This is a genomic window from Pseudomonas sp. S4_EA_1b (assembly GCF_016307435.1).
GTDB classification, from domain to species: domain Bacteria; phylum Pseudomonadota; class Gammaproteobacteria; order Pseudomonadales; family Pseudomonadaceae; genus Aquipseudomonas; species Aquipseudomonas rhodesiae.
The window spans coordinates 1-17,089 of sequence record NZ_JAEILC010000164.1; the positions used below are offsets into that span (position 1 = coordinate 1).

At 58.0% G+C, this 17,089-nt stretch carries 15 protein-coding genes and 1 pseudogene; 7 read left to right on the top strand and 9 right to left on the bottom strand.

Annotated elements, in window-relative coordinates:
* The 6 genes and pseudogenes from feaR to hpaR all read left to right on the top strand — a co-directional run.
* The coding region (gene feaR / locus YA0848_RS34280) for a transcriptional regulator FeaR (protein ID WP_232925249.1) at positions 1 to 950 on the top strand (950 nt) is incomplete at its 5' end.
* 149 nt (positions 951 to 1,099) lie between these two features.
* A complete protein-coding gene (locus YA0848_RS34285; RefSeq protein ID WP_232925250.1) occupies positions 1,100 to 3,196 on the top strand; it encodes a PQQ-dependent dehydrogenase, methanol/ethanol family in 2,097 nt (698 codons plus the stop codon).
* Between the two features lie 87 nt (positions 3,197 to 3,283).
* A complete protein-coding gene (locus tag YA0848_RS34290) occupies positions 3,284 to 4,138 on the top strand; it encodes a transporter (RefSeq protein WP_034097689.1) in 855 nt (284 codons plus the stop codon).
* 255 nt (positions 4,139 to 4,393) lie between these two features.
* Complete coding sequence (locus YA0848_RS34295) at positions 4,394 to 5,563, top strand: p-hydroxyphenylacetate 3-hydroxylase oxygenase component (RefSeq protein ID WP_034097690.1); 1,170 nt, start codon at positions 4,394 to 4,396, stop codon at positions 5,561 to 5,563.
* Between the two features lie 66 nt (positions 5,564 to 5,629).
* The gene (locus tag YA0848_RS34300; RefSeq protein WP_034097691.1) at positions 5,630 to 6,571 is read left to right on the top strand and encodes a p-hydroxyphenylacetate 3-hydroxylase reductase component; all 942 of its coding nucleotides are present in this window, start codon (positions 5,630 to 5,632) and stop codon (positions 6,569 to 6,571) included.
* Positions 6,572 to 6,730: 159 nt separating this feature from the next.
* Positions 6,731 to 7,091: pseudogene (gene hpaR / locus YA0848_RS34305) on the top strand (homoprotocatechuate degradation operon regulator HpaR); the annotation flags it as partial.
* Between the two features lie 69 nt (positions 7,092 to 7,160).
* On the opposite strand, the gene hpaI reads toward hpaR, so the two are convergent.
* The 8 genes from hpaI to YA0848_RS34345 all read right to left on the bottom strand — a co-directional run bounded on the left by hpaI (position 7,161) and on the right by YA0848_RS34345 (position 14,482).
* Positions 7,161 to 7,961, bottom strand: coding sequence for a 4-hydroxy-2-oxoheptanedioate aldolase (gene hpaI, locus YA0848_RS34310; protein ID WP_034097693.1), 801 nt, complete (start codon positions 7,959 to 7,961; stop codon positions 7,161 to 7,163).
* An 18-nt stretch (positions 7,962 to 7,979) separates the two neighbouring features.
* Entirely contained in the window at positions 7,980 to 8,783 is an 804-nt protein-coding gene (gene hpaH / locus YA0848_RS34315; protein ID WP_034097696.1) for a 2-oxo-hept-4-ene-1,7-dioate hydratase, read from the bottom strand.
* 10 nt (positions 8,784 to 8,793) lie between these two features.
* Positions 8,794 to 10,098: an MFS transporter gene (locus YA0848_RS34320; RefSeq protein ID WP_198712466.1), complete on the bottom strand. Its 1,305-nt coding sequence runs from the start codon at positions 10,096 to 10,098 to the stop codon at positions 8,794 to 8,796.
* Positions 10,099 to 10,149: 51 nt separating this feature from the next.
* Positions 10,150 to 10,542: a 5-carboxymethyl-2-hydroxymuconate Delta-isomerase gene (locus YA0848_RS34325; RefSeq protein WP_034097700.1), complete on the bottom strand. Its 393-nt coding sequence runs from the start codon at positions 10,540 to 10,542 to the stop codon at positions 10,150 to 10,152.
* Positions 10,543 to 10,625: 83 nt separating this feature from the next.
* A complete protein-coding gene (gene hpaD / locus YA0848_RS34330; protein ID WP_198712467.1) occupies positions 10,626 to 11,483 on the bottom strand; it encodes a 3,4-dihydroxyphenylacetate 2,3-dioxygenase in 858 nt (285 codons plus the stop codon).
* Positions 11,484 to 11,586: 103 nt separating this feature from the next.
* Positions 11,587 to 13,047 (bottom strand): 5-carboxymethyl-2-hydroxymuconate semialdehyde dehydrogenase, encoded by a 1,461-nt coding sequence (gene hpaE / locus YA0848_RS34335; RefSeq protein ID WP_198712468.1) that lies wholly within the window; start codon positions 13,045 to 13,047, stop codon positions 11,587 to 11,589.
* Between the two features lie 5 nt (positions 13,048 to 13,052).
* The gene (locus YA0848_RS34340; protein ID WP_034097706.1) at positions 13,053 to 13,820 is read right to left on the bottom strand and encodes a fumarylacetoacetate hydrolase family protein; all 768 of its coding nucleotides are present in this window, start codon (positions 13,818 to 13,820) and stop codon (positions 13,053 to 13,055) included.
* Positions 13,817 to 14,482, bottom strand: a complete 666-nt coding sequence (locus YA0848_RS34345) for a fumarylacetoacetate hydrolase family protein (protein ID WP_034097707.1) — start codon at positions 14,480 to 14,482, stop codon at positions 13,817 to 13,819. Before YA0848_RS34345 ends, YA0848_RS34340 begins: the two co-directional genes overlap by 4 nt.
* A 194-nt stretch (positions 14,483 to 14,676) precedes the next feature.
* Here YA0848_RS34345 and hpaA point away from each other — a divergent pair, with 194 nt between their 5' ends.
* Positions 14,677 to 15,567, top strand: coding sequence for a 4-hydroxyphenylacetate catabolism regulatory protein HpaA (gene hpaA, locus YA0848_RS34350; protein WP_034097708.1), 891 nt, complete (start codon positions 14,677 to 14,679; stop codon positions 15,565 to 15,567).
* A gap of 108 nt (positions 15,568 to 15,675) precedes the next feature.
* On the opposite strand, the gene YA0848_RS34355 is transcribed toward hpaA, so the two are convergent.
* Complete coding sequence (locus tag YA0848_RS34355) at positions 15,676 to 16,932, bottom strand: OprD family porin (protein WP_034097709.1); 1,257 nt, start codon at positions 16,930 to 16,932, stop codon at positions 15,676 to 15,678.
* Between the last annotated feature and the right edge of the window lie 157 nt (positions 16,933 to 17,089).

Sequence of the window (17,089 nt, forward strand, 5' to 3'; positions counted from 1 at the left end):
GAGGGGGTATGCCTGCCTTGTTTCACTCTTCGGATGCGTTCGCCAACTGGAACCGCGACCTACGTGCGGTATGCGGCAACTTCAGCACAGCGATGTCAGATCAGCACAGCCTATTTATCGGTAGCGTCCACGGCCAAGACGTCTGTGGCCTAGAGTTAGCCCATATCCGAACCAATGCAGGCCTGATTAGCCGCCACCGTACCTGCGGTGACGGGGATGACGATCGGTACTGCTTCCTGATTCTGCAGAACGGTGGTCATCAGCGCATTCGCCAACAAAACCAGGTAATCGATTTGGGGCCGGAAGACGTCGCCCTTGTTGACTCAGCGCGGGCATTTGAGATCGAACCACAGGGGCTGGTGCAAAATATCTCGATTCATCTTTCTCGCGAGGAAGTCAGCCTTCAGCTAAGCCATAAACATCTGTTCGGCAAGCTCGCTCGCAATAGTGTCGCCACTCACATGATTCGCGCACTGGTGCGTTCCTTGGGTGACGTAGAGTTGAGCAAAGATTATGGCGGTAGAAGCGACGGCCCAGCTCTGGAGCAAGCAATGATTGGATTGGCCGCCGCCGGCTTAGACGAACGTGCCGATGGGCAACCTGGCTTTGCCTGTGTGGGTCATGATGACATCTATGGCTTGGCCACGCGTCTGGTTGAGGCTTCTCTCCAAGACACCGAGTTGAGCCCTGAATACCTGGCCCGACGGTTGAATGTCTCGGTCCGACAGTTATACCGGCTTTTCGAACAACGTCACGAAAGCATCTCTCGCTACATTCAGCAACGCCGCTTGGAAAGGGTGGCACAGGATCTGCGGGCTCACGACCTCCGTCACGAGTCAATCACTCAGATCGCATTCAAATGGGGTTTTGTCGATGCCGCGCACTTCAGTCGCGCGTTCAAACGACATTTCCAGCACGCTCCCCGGGATTTCCGTCAACACATCCTGTAAGTGCAAACCTGGCAGAAAAAGCCAAGCGGTTTGGCAGACTCAGTCAAGTCGTCCTGCATGGCAGGCTCTCTAATAAGATTGCCTGGGCCGGGGTGTGATACCGAGCCGATTATTGCCGGAGAAAAAAAACAATGAGAATACGGAGCCTGATGATAGGCACCCCTTTGCTGATAGCTACATTCTGCTCAGTTGCGTTGGCAGGCCCGGCTCAGGTCGATGGCCAGCGAATCATCGCGGCTGACCAAGAACCAGGCAACTGGATGAGCCATGGCCGCACTTACGATGAGCAGCGTTACAGCCCCCTGGATAGCGTCAATACTGGCAACGTCGGGCAGTTGGGTATGGCATGGACGACCAAGCTTGATATAGACAGCGGTACCGAGGCTACGCCGCTTGTAGTCGATGGAGTGATGTACACAACCGGCGCGTTTAGCATCGTGTATGCGATCAATGCAGCCACGGGTGCGTTGGTTTGGAAATATGACCCGAAAGTACCGGCGGAAAACCTTAGCCAGGGCTGTTGTGGTCCCGTCAACCGTGGCGTTGCGGTATGGCAGGGCAAGGTCTACGTGGGTAGCTTTGATGGTCGTTTGATAGCCCTTGATGCAATTGATGGCCAGCCCGTTTGGAGCGTTGACACCATTATCGATCGGACGAAGAGCTACTCAATCACGGGGGCTCCACGAATCGTTAAAGGCAAGGTGCTGATCGGCAATGGCGGTGCCGAGTTTGGCGTTCGCGGTTATGTTACCGCTTACGACGCCGAGACCGGCAAGCAGGCATGGCGGTTTTATACCGTGCCGGGTGATCCGAAGCTGCCACCTGAAAACAGTGCCATGGCCAAGGCGATTAAAACCTGGGACGGCGACGGCTGGGTTAAATGGGGCGGCGGCGGGACGGTCTGGGACTCCATGGCCTACGACCCGGAGCTCGATCTTCTCTACGTGGGCACTGGTAACGGCTCACCTTGGAACTACCAGTTCCGTACCAATGGTAAGGGTGACAACCTCTACGTGTCTTCGATTCTGGCGTTGCGGCCAGACACAGGAGAATACGTCTGGCACTACCAAATCACACCCCAAGACCAGTGGGATTTCACCGCCACGCAACACATGATATTGGCTGATATCAAGATTGACGGCAAAGTCCGCAAAGTAATCATGCAAGCGCCGAAGAACGGCTTTTTCTACGTCCTTGACCGCACCAATGGCAAGTTGCTGTCGGCTAAGAATTTCGTTCCGGTCAATTGGGCCAGTGGTATCGACATGAAAACCGGTCGACCGATTCTTACCGGCGCGGCCGACTACTCCAAAGAGCCGAAAGTAGTACAGCCAAGTTTCCTCGGTGGGCACAACTGGCACCCCATGTCGTTTAGCCCGAAGACCGGATACGTCTACATTCCCGCCCAGTACACCTTGGCCGAACTTAAGGCCGCTAAAGCGCCTATGTTTTTGTCGAACAAGTCGGTGGTGAACTTTGGGCTTGATGTTCCGGACTTGCCTGAAGATCCGAAAGTCTTGAATACAATCCGTGACGCCTGGAGTGGTGAGCTCATTGCTTGGGATCCGGTTAAACAGAAGGCGGCCTGGAAGCAGTCGTATATCAGCGCTGGCAACGGAGGCACGCTGGCAACCGCGGGCAACCTAGTGTTCCAAGGCACTGCCGATGGACGAGTAGTCGCCTATAGCGCCGACACCGGTAAGCAGCTGTGGGAGCATAGGGCTAACTCCGGGGTGATGGCAGGGCCCGTCACCTATGCGGTTAATGGCGAGCAATATGTGGCGTTCTCGGTGGGTTGGGGTGGAATCATACCCTTGCTGACTGGACCATTGACCAACAAAGGTAAGGTGCGCGCCGAATCGCGGGTAATCGCCTTCAAGCTCGGTGCCCATGGGGAGTTGCCACCTCCAAAGGTCGCACCTGTTTTGCCAACGACCCAACAGAAACTGACGGCAACCCCCGAGCAACTCGCTCAGGCCCGAGGTCTGTTTAATGGCCTGTGTGCCGGCTGCCATGGTCTTAATGCCATCAGTGGTGGCGTGGTGCCAGACTTGCGCTATCTGGATGACAACAAGCACGCGGCGTTTCCTGCTTTTGTCAGCGGTGCATTGATTAGCAAGGGAATGCCAAACTTCTCGGACATTCTTCAGCAAGAAGATATGGAAATGATTCGTCAATACCTCGTTAAGCGTACCCAGGATTTGCAGGCTGACCTCAAGGCCGCGGGGCACTCCGCCTCTCACTGATCCCATGCTGTTTAACCTGCGCCTGGCGGCTCCTTCAGGAGTCGTCACGGCGAAGCTCTGCCTCAAATAAAAATAAAGAGACACGCCATGAAAACACTCAGCACTCTGACGTTCAGCGCACTTTTCGCTAGCTTGGCTCCTTTGGCCCTGGCTGATGTGAAACCAGACCCTGGCGATTACACCGCATTACCGCAAGGCACCGATGTGGTGGTGCTGTACCAGCAGAACCCCAGAGGAGATAAGGTCTACTCAGGCGGCAAGAAAGTTGCCGACAATCTGGACCTTGATCTGACTGTCGGGGTCTTGCGACTGATCCACTTCACAGAGTTTTTCAATACAGGACTTACGTGGGATCCGCAGATTGTCATTCCTTTTGGGTATCAAAAGACCGGTGCCACTGACAGCAAAAATTCAGGCCTGGGTGATATTACTTTCGGTGGGACGGTATGGACCATTGCGGATCTTGCCAAGAATGAACATCTCGGCTGGTCGGTATTTGTTACCGCCCCTACTGGCAGCGAGAAGAATCAGGGGTTTGCCTTGAGCGACAATCGCTGGGCTCTGGATTTTCAGGTCGGCTATATAAAAGGACTGACCGACAAGATCACATGGGACGTGATCGCTGAAACCGAATTCTATGATGAGCAGCGTTCTACCAACTCCAAAAAAGATCCATTGCTTCAGTTGCACAATCATCTGCGCTACAACTTTACACCTGATACCTACGCAGCTATCTCCTACCGACATAATTGGGGCGCGCGCGAGACACTTGACCATGAAACTCTCGCCACAAGCCGGAGCAACGGTACCGTAGGCTTTACCGTTGCGACAATGCTGGGTAAGCAAGTGCAAGTCTTGGGGCAGCTCATGCATGACACCTCAGTGCGTGAGGGGGTGAAGATTGATAATTCGCTGCAGTTTCGCGTGGCGTATTTCTACTGACTCGACCTTGAGCATTTGCGGCTGAGACCTACGCCGGTATGCGCATTCTGTATGCCGGTGGCTTATTTATAGTGCCCGTGTGTGTTATCGGCGCGGCGCTTTTTTTTGAGGGAGAAACTTCCCATGGAAAGTACAATTTTGCATATGGAAGGTGCATTTTCCAGACGTACCACTCACCCCATACTGGTCCTGCAGCCGGTGCAACTCCTTGATAGTGGGAGAACGCCGGACATCCAATAATAAGCAGGACCTCCCATGAAAAAGCCAAACCCGCTCTTTGACGATCTCAAGTCGATTCTGCCGAACATTGCAGCCAACGCGTTCCAGGCTGAGCAAAGCCGCAAGGTCCCTGACGAAAACATTTCGCTGCTCAAAAGCATCGGTATGCACCGAGCGTTTCAGCCCCGCCAGTTCGGCGGAATGGAAATCTCACTGCCCCAATTTGCCGATTGCATCGCCTTGCTCGCCGGCGCCTGTGCCAGCACGGCCTGGGCGATGAGCCTGCTGTGCACGCACAGCCATCAACTGGCGATGTTTTCCGCCAAGCTCCAACAGGAAGTCTGGGGCGATGACCCCAATGCCACGGCCAGCAGCAGCATCGCGCCGTTCGGCCGCACCGAAGAAGTTGAAGGCGGCGTGTTGTTCAGCGGTGAGATGGGCTGGAGCAGCGGCTGCGATCACGCTGAGTGGGCGATCGTCGGCTTCCGTCGCAAGAACACCGAGGGTAACCAGGACTATTGTTTCGCCGTGCTGCCGCGCAGTGATTATCAGATCCGTGATGATTGGTTTGCAGCCGGCATGAAAGGCAGCGGCACCAAGACACTGATCATCGAAAATGCGTGGGTGCCGGAACACCGAATTCAGAAAGCCAAAGACATGATGGAAGGCAAGTCCGCAGGCTTTGGTCTGTACCCAGACAGCAAGATTTTCTACTCGCCGTACCGTCCTTACTTCGCCAGCGGGTTTTCCACCGTGAGCTTGGGGGTGGCCGAACGGATGCTTGACGTATTCCGGGAAAAGACCAAAACCCGCGTACGTGCCTATACCGGCGCCGCAGTAGGGGCGGCAACGCCAGCCCTTATGCGCCTGGCGGAGTCAACTCACCAGGTGGCGGCGGCCCGTGCTTTCTTAGAAAAGACGTGGCAGGAACATGCTGAACACAGTGAGCAACATCGCTATCCAACTCGCGAGACCTTGGCCTTCTGGCGCACCAATCAGGCATACGCGACCAAAATGTGCATCCAGGCTGTCGACCGTCTGTTCGAGGCTGCTGGTGGTAATGCCTGGTTCGAGCACAATGAAATGCAGCGTCTATTCCGTGACTCGCATATGACCGGCGCCCATGCCTACACCGACTATGACGTGTGCGCGCAGATTTTGGGCCGTGAGCTGATGGGCCTAGATCCTGACCCAAGCATGATCTAAGTCGAACACCCAAAGTCTCTATAACAACAATCAGGATTGCTTGTAGAAGCGGTCCGGGAGTCTTGCATGTCTGATATAAACCCTACGCTCTTCGACGCTCGTGCCTTTCGCCGGGCTCTGGGGAATTTTGCTACCGGCGTCACTGTCGTGACTGCCGCCGACGCCAGTGGTCGTAAGGTAGGCGTTACGGCCAACAGTTTCAATTCGGTATCCCTTGATCCACCGCTTGTGCTGTGGAGTATCGACAAACGTTCTAACAGCCATGAGGTATTCGAGCAGGCCAGCCATTTTGCGGTCAACGTGCTGGCAGCTGACCAGATTGACCTGTCGAACAACTTTGCCCGTCCCAAGGAAGACCGTTTCGCCGAAATTCAATTTGAACCAGGTGAGGGTGGCGCGCCGGTCTTTGCTGACTGTTCGGCACGGTTTCATTGCGAGAAATACCAACAGGTGGACGGCGGTGATCACTGGATCATGATCGGCAAGGTCGTGGCGTTTGACGACTTCGGCCGGTCGCCGTTGCTTTATCACCAAGGCGCGTACTCCATGGTGCTACCACATACGCGGATGACCCAACGTGACGAAAATCAGGCGCCAAGCAGCCATTTTCAGGGACGTCTGAGCCACAACCTGTATTACCTGATGACTCAAGCTGTGCGTGCTTATCAGTCCAGCTACCAGCCACGGCAATTGTCCACCGGACTGCGTACCAGTGAGGCGCGCATGCTGATGGTGCTGGAAAGTGACGCTGGCTTGAGCATGAGTGACCTGCTGCGCGAAGTGGCGATGCCGGTTCGAGAGATCGATGAGGCTGTGGCCAATCTTAAGCGCAAAGGGCTGGTGAGCGACGATGAAAACCGTGTGCGTCTGACCGCTACCGGTCTGGATCAGACGGAGGACTTATGGGCGATTGCACGAGAACAGCAAGACATGGTGTTCAGCGATTTCAGCGAAGAGCAGATCGATACCTTCAAGACCGTGCTAAAGCAACTGATCAATCACTGTTGATAACATCCCGCTTATTTCACGGCGCCAAGAGGCGCCGTTTTTTGCACGTATCAATCACTTATGAATTTTATTAATCCGTTAACTCAGTTACGAACCGAAGTTAATGCCCAACACAGGCAGTCCCTGACCTTAATCTAGTTACAGGTCCGTGACGCGGCGCTGATCTTTTTCCGGCCTCGCTGAATGAACATGGGCTGACCGAGCAGCAATGGCGGGTTATTCAAATTCTTAGCCTGCACGACGAAATGGAGATTTACAAACTCGTCGAACTAGCGTGCATTCTCAAGCCGAGCATGATAGGTGTGCTGGTGCGCATGGAGGCGGCGGGGATGGTGCACCGGCGCGGAGCCGAGCAGGATAAACGGCGGATACTGGTGAAGCTGACGGAGAAGGGCAAAGCCAGTTCGAGTCGATGAGCCATCGCATAGAGGAAAATTATCAGCGCTTGCAGGGCCCGTTTGGGGAGGAAGCGTTGCAGGTATTGTTGGGGTTGCTGGATGATTTGGAGACCATCAAACGTAAAAACACCGCAGATCCAAAATTTGGGAGCGGGGTTGCTCCCAGATTCTGGATCTTCGTTATGTGAGCGTCAGTACACGCCGCCGGTAACGGTCGGTGCTGCGGTGTCCTTGAACTTGGCAGCCAACCCCTGCAACCCGCGCATCAACACCGTCGTATCCACGCCTACCGCCACAAACGCCGCTCCCAACTCGATGTACAGCCGCGCCAATTTCTCATCCGCACTCAAGATCCCCGCCGCCTTGCCAGCCTTTTGAATCCGTCCAATCGCGTCCTCAATCGCTGCCTGCACGTCGGGATGCCCGGGATTCCCCCTATGCCCCATGGCCGCGCTCAAATCCGCCGGCCCGATAAACACCCCGTCCACCCCATCAACCGCCGCAATCGCGTCCAGGTTGTCCAGGCCTTCACGGTTCTCGATCTGCACCAGCAGGCACATCTGCGCATCCGCTTCATCCAGATAACCCGGAATGCTGTTCCAGCGCGAAGCCCGTGCCAGCGCACTGCCAACGCCCCGTACGCCAAAGGGCGGATAACGCACGGCCCGCACTAACTGCTGGGCCTGTTCAGCCGTCTCCACCATCGGCACCAACAGCGTCTGCACGCCAATATCCAGAGCCTGCTTGATCAACGCCGTATCGCCGATCACCGGGCGAATCACCGGTTGGCTGTCGTAAGGCGCAACGGCCTGCAACTGGCCAAGCATGCCGCGCAGGTCATTGGGTGCGTGCTCGCCGTCGATCAGTAGCCAGTCGAACCCGGCATTCGCGGCCAGTTCGGCGCAATAAGCGTCGGCCAAACCGAGCCACAGGCCGATCTGGGTTTCGCCACGTTGCAGGCGCTGCTTGAAGCGGTTGATGGGCATGTCCATGAAACGGTCCTCCAGTATTCAGACAAAGCGGCAGGAGATGGAACCGAGCATGTCGTAGTCGACATGGAAGGTATCGCCTGGATTCGCCGCTACCGGGCGGGTAAACGAGCCGCCGAGGATGATCTGGCCGGGTTGCAAGGTGACGTCGTACGGCGCCAGTTTGTTCGCCAGCCACGCCACGCCCTTGGCCGGGTGGTTGAGCACGGCAGCCGACACCCCGGACTCCTCAATCACCCCGTTGCGGTACAGCACAGCGGGCACCTTGCGCAGGTCGATCTCGGTGGGGCGTACGGCGCGGCCGCCCATCACCACGCCGGCGTTGGCGGCGTTGTCGGAAATGGTGTCGAACACCTTGCGTGTGGCGTTGGTGTGCGGATCGATCTGCTGGATGCGGGCGTCGATGATTTCCAGGGCCGGGATCACCCATTCAGTGGCGTCCAATACATCGAAGATCGTGCAGTTCGGCCCCTTGAGCGGCTTGCCGAGGATGAACGCCAGCTCCACTTCCACCCTTGGCACGATGAAGCGCTCGAACGGGATGTCGGTGCCTTCGTCGAAGAACATGTCATCGAGCAGGGCGCCGTAATCCGGCTCGGTGATGTTCGACGACACCTGCATCGCCCGGGAGGTGAGGCCGATCTTGTGCCCGACCAGCTTGCGCCCGTCCTTGATTTTCTGGGCCACCCAGGCGCGCTGGATGGCGTAGGCGTCTTCAATCGTGATGTTCGGGTGATCCAGGGAAAACTGGCGCACCTGTTCACGGGAACGCTCGGCCTGGTCGAGTCGGGTGGCGGCTTGCTGGATTTGGGCTTGATCAAGCATGACAAACTCTCTACTGGGGATTGACGATGGCGGCGTGGGTGCGCAGCACCAGCAGGCCGCCGAGGGCGATAAGCAGCGCGAGCACGTACAGGGCCAGGCTCGCGCTTTGGGTGGTGTCGCGCATCCAGCCGATCAGGTAGGGCGCGAGGAACGAGGCGATGCTGCCGAACGAGCTGATCAGCGCGATGCCGGCCGCCTGGGTGCTGTTGGACAGGAACGCCGGCGGCAATTGCCAGAACATCGGCAGCGCAGCGCTGGCGCCCATGCCGGCGAGAATCAGGCCGCCCAACACCAGGGTAGGGTTGGTGGGCGAGAGCCCGGCCACCGCAATACCGATGGCCGACATCAGCAACGGCACGCACAGGTGCCAGCGGCGTTCGCGGTTGCGGTCGGACGAGCGCCCGCAGGCGATCATGAAGGAGCACCCGGCCAGGTATGGCACGGCGCTCAGCAGGCCGACCTGGCTGTCGCGGCCGATGCCGGCGCCGTGGATCAGCGTGGGCATCCAGAACGCCAGGGTGTTCACCGCCAGCATCACCGCGAAGTACACCGCCACCAGCAGCCACACCTGCGGGTCACGCAGGATGCCGCCAAAGGAGGTGATGGATTTGCGCTGTTCTTCAGTGCTCAGTTGCTCGCGCAGTTGTTGCTTTTGCGCGGGCTCCAGCCACTTCACGGTTTCGAAGCTGTCGGGCAGGTATTTCAGGACGACCAGGCCGAGCAGCACCACCGGGGCGCCTTCGATCAGGAACATCCATTGCCAGCCCCGCAACCCGCCGAAATCATGGAAGTTCTCCAGGATTGCGCCGGACAACGGGCCGCCAATCACACCGGCCATGGGCACGGCAATCGCAAACAGCGCGGTGACTTGCGCCCGGCGGCGGGCTGGGTACCAGCGGTTGAGAAACACCAGGATCCCCGGGAAAAAGCCGGCTTCCGCCACCCCCAACAAAAAGCGCAGCACATAGAAACCGGTGGAGCTTTCGATCCACAACATGCTGGTGGACAGCAGGCCCCACACCACCATTAGGCAGGCGATCCAGCGCCGTGGGCCGACCCTGTCCAGGGCCATGTTGCTCGGCACGCCGAACAGCGCGTAGGCGATGAAAAACAGGCCGGCACCGAGGCCGTACACCGTGTCGCTGAAGTGCAGGTCGGTGCTCATCTGCATCTTGGCGAAGCCGATGTTGATCCGGTCCAGATGGGCAAACAGATAGCAGATCAGCAACAACGGCATCAGTCGCCAAGTGACGATGCTGTGGGTGCGCTGATGTTCGATCAGGGTGGCGCTGTCGGCGGTATTGGCTGTGCTCATGATGTTGTTCTTTTTTGTTTGAGTGGCCATGGGCGGAAAGGTGGGCTGTGGTCAGCCCGCCTGGTTCTTCAGGAATGCGTGCACATTGTTCTGCTTGAAATTCAGCTCGGGGTGCAGCTCGATCATCTCGAACGACAATGCAAGCAGCCGCTGGGATTGCAGCTCGGCGAAGTGCTCGGTGATGACCTTGAACAGGGCTTCGGCCACCGCCTTGCGGGTTTCCAGGTCTCGCCCGTGGCCAACCTTGAGGGTCATATGGACGAAAGCGTAGTCATGCTTGCCGTCGGCCATGTGCCAGGTGTCCAGTCGCACCCCGCGACTGCGGATGCCCCCCAGGGGAAACACGCCGCTGTCGCCCAGCACGGCGTGTACCTGCTCGAACAGGGCCGGCAGGTTGGCCTGCTGTTCAATGTTGTCGGTGTATTCGGCGATGAAATGCGGCATGGGGCCTCCGTTGTCGGCAGTGGGGAGCTTCAGGCTGCAAGATGTGTTGTCTTGCAGCTTTGAGCTTGAAGCTTTCAGCTGTTTCAAACCGGGAAAATGGCATTGATCTGCCCGGTGCCCGAGCTGCCGAACGGCTGGGTGATGATCTCGGCCGGCTGGTTGTAGTCCGGCCCGCCCAGCAGTCCCAGGAGCATCGCGGTGTCGTGCATCTTGCCTTCGCCGAAGCAGTGCTCGGCGTAGTCCGGCAGCATTGCGCAGAACTCCTTGAAGCGGCCTTGCTTCCACATCTCCACCACGTGCAGGTCCATCTGTTTGTCGAATTCACGGGTCCAGTTGTGGATGTTGGCTTCGGCTTCGCGGTCGTCCGAGAAACGGTGAGAGAGGGAACCCGAGGCCAGCACCAGCACTTTGCGGTCGCTTTTCTCGATCGCCCGGCGCACGGCGGCGCCGAACGCGAAGCTGTCTTCCAGGCGGTGCCAGGCGCACCACGCGGCAATCGAGATCACGTCGAACTTCTGCTCGTCCGGCACGCCCATGTGCATGTAGCGCATCGGCACCAGGGTGCCGTATTCCAGCTCCAGGCTCGGGATGTTGTGGGCCATGGTGCGCACGCCGGCCAGGTTGGCCTCGGCGGCGATCAACTCGCCCAGCTCCGGGCAGCCCGGGTACTCGTACTCCATGTTCTTGATGAAGTGCGGCAGCTCGTTGCTGGTGTAGGTGCCCTTGAAATGCTCGCCGCAGTTGACGTGATAGCCGCTGTTGACCAGCCAGTGTACGTCGAACACCACCGCGGTGTCGGCACCAAGTTCACGGGCGCGCCGCCCGATTTCCTTGTGCCCGGCGATGGCTGCCTCACGGCAACCGTGGTGCTTGCCGGGCAGTTCCGACAGGTACATCGAAGGGACGTGGCAGATCTTCGCGGCCAGTACGACTTCGCCCATGATGATTCTCCTGAAATTGTTGTTATTTAATTTGGAAGCAGGTGAAGCCTGCGATGCGCCGATGCGCGACGCATCGCGGGCTTCTACAGCCGCTGATGGCTGTTCAAAGTCCCCAGCGCGGAATGTGATGGCTGCCCATGGAGATACAAACGTTCTTGATTTCAGCGAACACTTCGAAGCTGTACTGGCCGCCTTCACGACCAGTGCCGGAACCTTTTACTCCACCGAATGGCTGGCGCAAGTCCCGCACGTTCTGACTATTGATAAACACCATGCCGGCTTCGATGCCGTAGGCCAGACGGTGCGCCTTGCCGATGTCCTGGGTCCAGATGTAGGACGCCAGGCCGTACTCGGTATCGTTGGCCAGTTGCAGTGCTTCGGCTTCGTCCTTGAACGGGATCAGGCACACCACCGGGCCAAAGATTTCTTCCTGGGCAATGCGCATACTGTTGTTTACGTCGGCAAATACTGTCGGCTGGATAAATTGCCCGCGGCTCAGGTGCGCCGGCAGGTTGGCCGGGCGTTCCAAGCCTCCGGCCAGCAGGGTGGCGCCTTCTTCGAGGCCAATCTTGATGTAGCCGGTGACCTTGTCATAGTGGGCCTGGGTGATCATCGAGCCGACCTGGGTTTTGGGGTCTTGCGGATCGCCGACGATCAGGCGTTTGGCGCGGGCGGCGAACTCGGCGACGAACTGCGGGTACACGCTCTCCTGAATGAAGATCCGGCTGCCGGCGGTGCAGCGTTCACCGTTCAGCGAGAAGATGGTGAACAGTGCCGCGTCGAGGGCGCGTTCCAGGTCGGCGTCTTCAAAGATCAGCACCGGCGACTTGCCGCCCAGTTCCATGGAGTACTTTTTCAATCCGGCGGTCTGCATGATTTTCTTGCCGGTGGCAGTACCGCCGGTAAAGGAAATCGCCCGTACGTCCGGGTGGCGCACCAGCGCATCACCGGCGGTGGCGCCGTAGCCCTGGATCACGTTCAGCACGCCTTTGGGAATTCCGGCCTCGACCGCCAGGCGCCCCAGTTCATTGGCCGTCAGCGGCGACAGCTCGGACATTTTCAGCACCGCGGTATTGCCCAGCGCCAGGCACGGCGCAGTCTTCCAGGTGGCGGTCATGAACGGCACGTTCCATGGCGACACCAACGCACACACACCCACCGGCTGGTAAAGTGTGTAGTTGAGCATCTGGTCGTCCACCGGGTAACTGTGGCCGTCCATGCGGGTGCAGACTTCGGCGAAGAAATCGAAGTTGTGAGAGGCCCGTGGAATCAGCACGTTCTTGGTCTGGTGGATCGGCAGGCCGGTGTCGAGGGTTTCCAGCTCGGCCAGGTGCGGCACGTTCTGTTCGATCAGCTCACCGAGCTTGCGCATCAAGCGGGCACGTTCTTTGGCCGGTGTGCCTGCCCACTTCGGAAAGGCTTCCTTGGCTGCTGCAACGGCCTGCGCCACTTCCTCGGCACCGCCGCTGGCCACTTCACCGATGGCTTCGCCGGTGGCCGGGTTGTAGTTGATGAAGGTGTCTTTGCTTTCGACCTCACGGCCGTTGATCCAGTGTTTGATCATATTGCTCAAGCCTCTTTACGGGCGGAGAAGTCCGCCTCGCTGACAATTCGATTGACCAGGCGACCGACGCCTTCCACTTCCACGACCACTTCGTCCCCCGGCACCACATCCGCCAGGCCTTCCGGGGTGCCGGTGGCGATCATGTCGCCGGGCTGCAGGGTCATGAAGCTGGACAGGTATTCGATCAAATACGGGATGTCGAAAATCATGTCTTTCGTGCTGCCTTCCTGGCGCAGTTCACCGTTGATCCAGGTGCGCAGCGTCAGGTTGCTTGGGTCTGGCACGTCGGCGACGTCGACTATCCATGGGCCCACAGGCGTGGTGGCGTCGCGGTTTTTCACCCGCAGGTTGGGGCGGTAGTAGTTTTCCAGGTAGTCGCGGATCGCGTAGTCGTTGCACACCGTGTAGCCGGCCAGATACTCCAGGGCGTTCTCGCGCTTGACGTTGCGCGCCGGCTTGCCGATGACCGCCACCAGTTCGCACTCGTAGTGCATGTAGGCGACGTTGTCCGGGCGCCAGGTCACCTGGTTGTGGCCGGTGTAGGTGCCGGGGGACTTGATGAACGCCAGCGGTTCGGTCGGCGGCTTGAAGGCCAGTTCGGCGGCGTGATCGGCGTAGTTCAGGCCCAATGCAAACATGCTGCCGTTGGCCGGTGGCAGCCATTCGACCTGGTCTTCAGCCAGCAGGCGACCGTCGGCCAGGCGCACGGCGTTCTGTGCCTCTACCAGAACCTGGTGCACGGCACCTTCAAAGCGAATACGGGCGTGTTTCATGACAGCTCCTCTGCCTTGATGTGGTTGACCAGGCGACCTAGGCCGCTGATCTCGACTTCAACCGTGTCGCCGGGTTGCACATCCACACGGCCTTCGGGAGTGCCGGTGATCAGCACATCGCCCTCGTGCAGGGTCATGAACTCGCTGATCTCGGCGATCAACTGCGGGAGGCTGCGCACGAAGTTGGCGGTGGAGTTTTGCTGGCGCAGTTCACCGTTGACGAACAGCTTCACGGCCAATTGATGCGGGTTGGCAATCTGGTCACGAGCCACTAGTTCGGGGCCCAATGCGCAGAAACCGTCCCGGCACTTGGCTTTCACCGCAGGGCGGTAGTAGCTGTCTTCTGGGAGGCTGAACTCATTGACGATGGTGTAGCCGGCCACATGCTCAAGGGCATCTTCAACACTGACCCGACTGGCGCTTTTACCGATCACCACGCCGAGTGCCGGGCCGGGTTGCAGGCGTTCACCCTGTGGGTGCAGCACCACGCCATCGTGACTGTTGCGGGTGTTGGGCGTCTTGATGAATAACACCGGCTTGACCGGTGGCTTCTGGTAAGGCGCTTGTTCGAATTCGGCGAGACGTTGGTTCAGCAACCCCTGATAGTTCAGCGCTACGCCGAACAGGGTGCCGCTCGCAACATCATGCAGGGCACGGCTCATGCTTTTCTCCTGGCAGTGTCGGGGCAGATCAGGACCTGCTCCGTGGAATATTTGTTAACCTATTAACGTTATAATTAAGATGTTAACTATCGTCAAGCGTGGCAATATCGTTTGAGCGTGGTGAGTCGCTGAAATCCGCTGAATTGCGGCCGTTTCAGCTTGGCTGGCTCCCCAATAAAAAAGAGAAACCCGCGATGAACGATCGTAAGCCGATCCCCAATATCAACATCGGTCAGGTGTACGACCAACGCTATAGCGATGCTGAAGTGCATTACGACAAGCTGGGCAACCTGGCGGATTTTTTTGGTCGCAACATGCCTGTGCATCGACACGACCGATTTTTCCAAGTGCACTACGTCAAGAGTGGGTCGGTGCGTGTTTACCTGGATGATCAGCAATACCTGGAGTCGGGCCCGATGTTTTTTATTACGCCGCCGACGGTAGCCCACTCTTTTGTAACAGAGGCAGATGCTGACGGGCATGTGCTGACGGTGCGCCAGCAGCTCGTTTGGGGGCTGATAGATGCGGACCCGGCGCTGGTCTCCGGCTCGCAGTTGCCTGCGGCCTGTGTAGCGCTTGCCCAGTTCCCTATCGAGGTTAGGCGGCTGGAGTTTTTGTTTGAGGAGCTGAGCAACGAAATCAACACCGCTGGCGCTGGGCGTAGTTCGGCCCTGGACAATTTGACGCGCTTGATCATGATCAACCTGCTCAGACTCTGCGCTAACTCTCTGCAAGCCCGGCCTGCGCGTCAGGAAGACCTGCGGATCTTCCATCGCTTCAATGAATTGATTGAGCACCACTACTTGCAGCATTGGCCGTTGTCGCGTTATGCCGAGGGAGTGGGCGTCACGGAGGCACGTCTCAATGACGTATGTCGAAGGATCGCCGACTTGCCGTCGAAGCGGTTGGTTCTGGAGAGAGTCATGCAGGAAGCCAAGCGTCTTTTGCTGTTCACGGGAAGTTCCGCCAGTGAAATCTGCTACCAGTTGGGGTTCAAGGACCCAGCCTATTTCAGCCGTTTCTTTCAGCGTTACGCGCATATGACGCCGGGAGAGTATCGCCTGCAGCAATCGGGATTGCGGTGAAGCCGCCATACTGACTCCTGCATCGGCACCAGTTTGATCATCTTGGTCGCTGTCACTTCCTTTAAAAATGGCTTTTACAGGGAACTGATTGCACATTTCACTCCCGCGTCACCATAACGCCAGGGTGTAGCCGATGATCACCCGGTTTTCGTCAATGTCGCTGGTCAGGCCGTTGCTGGAGCGAAGGGTCGCGTTACGCAGTCGCACGTTGACGTTCTTCAGTGGGCCGCTTTGTACGGTGTAGACGAGGTCGGTGTCGCGCTCCCATTCTCGGCCGTTACGTACCGTGGCGGTTTGCGCGTGGCTGCCGTCAACGTAGCGGGTCATGAAGGTCAGGCCGGGCAGGCCGAGGGCGGCGAAGTTGTAGTCGTAGCGTGCCTGCCAGGCTTCGGTGTTGGCCTTGGTGAAGATATTGATGGTCACCAGGTTGACCGAATAGGGATCTTGTCCTGGGAAGGCAAAGTCGCCGTCACCGGAAAGGTTCTGGTAGCCCAGGCCGAATTTATGCGCGCCCACCGACAGGCTAAACATGCCGTTGAAAAAGCGGTTGTCTATCCGCCCGTTGTCGACGCGGGAAGGGCTGCGTAGGAGGGCGCTGCCTTGCTCGCGAGTATCGAAGTAACGCAGATCAGTGCGCAGGTTCATACCTTCAGCCAGCGGCAAATCATGCACCAAACCGATGAAGTTCTGACGGTAGATATCCTGCATCTGCGCGTAGTAATACGTAGTCGCTAGGTGCGGATTGATCGCGTAGGTGCCGCCGGCAAGATCAAGGTGGCTGCTGGCGAGGCCGCCATAGCTCATGGATTCGTTGTCGGAGGAGTCCCGAAGGTTTTGTTTTTCCAGGCGGGCGACGTTCAGGGTTAGGCCGTCGATGTCTTGGGACGTCAGCAGTTCACCGTTATAGGTCGAAGGCAGCAGCCGGGTGTCGTTGTAGGCGGCCACCGGCAATATCGGTTGCAGGGTGCCCAGCTTGAGCACGGTTTTTGACACGCGCAATTTGGCGGTCATGCCGAGTTCGCTGTAGCTGTCGGCTGGCTGCCCGTTCGCGCCAAAGGGCAGCAGCCCGGTACCCCGGCGGTCGCGGCTGGAATCGAGCTTCAAACCCATTTCACCCAGGGCATCCAAACCGAAACCGACCATGCCTTTCGTGTAGCCTGATTCCAGACGCAGAACAAACCCTTGCGCCCACTCATCAGCCTTGTTCTGCGGCGCGTTGGCCTGGCGAAAGTCGCGGTTCATATAGAAGTTACGCAGGTCCAGGCTGGCCTTGCTGTCCTGGATAAAGTCGGCATGTGCGACCAAAGGGGTAAACGCGGCGCACAGGCTAGCGCTTGCCGCCGTGCGGAAAAGGCACGAATGCATGGGGATATCCTTTTTTTGTTTTTGTTGGTATGTGCCCTCTGCTAAGCCAGGGGGAGGCATATTGTTAACATGTTATTAAGTTTTGGGGTATGGGTAGTGGTGGTTTTTTTTTAATTAGTTTCTAAATTAATTAATTTTCAGGTGCCTCGGGTTGCGT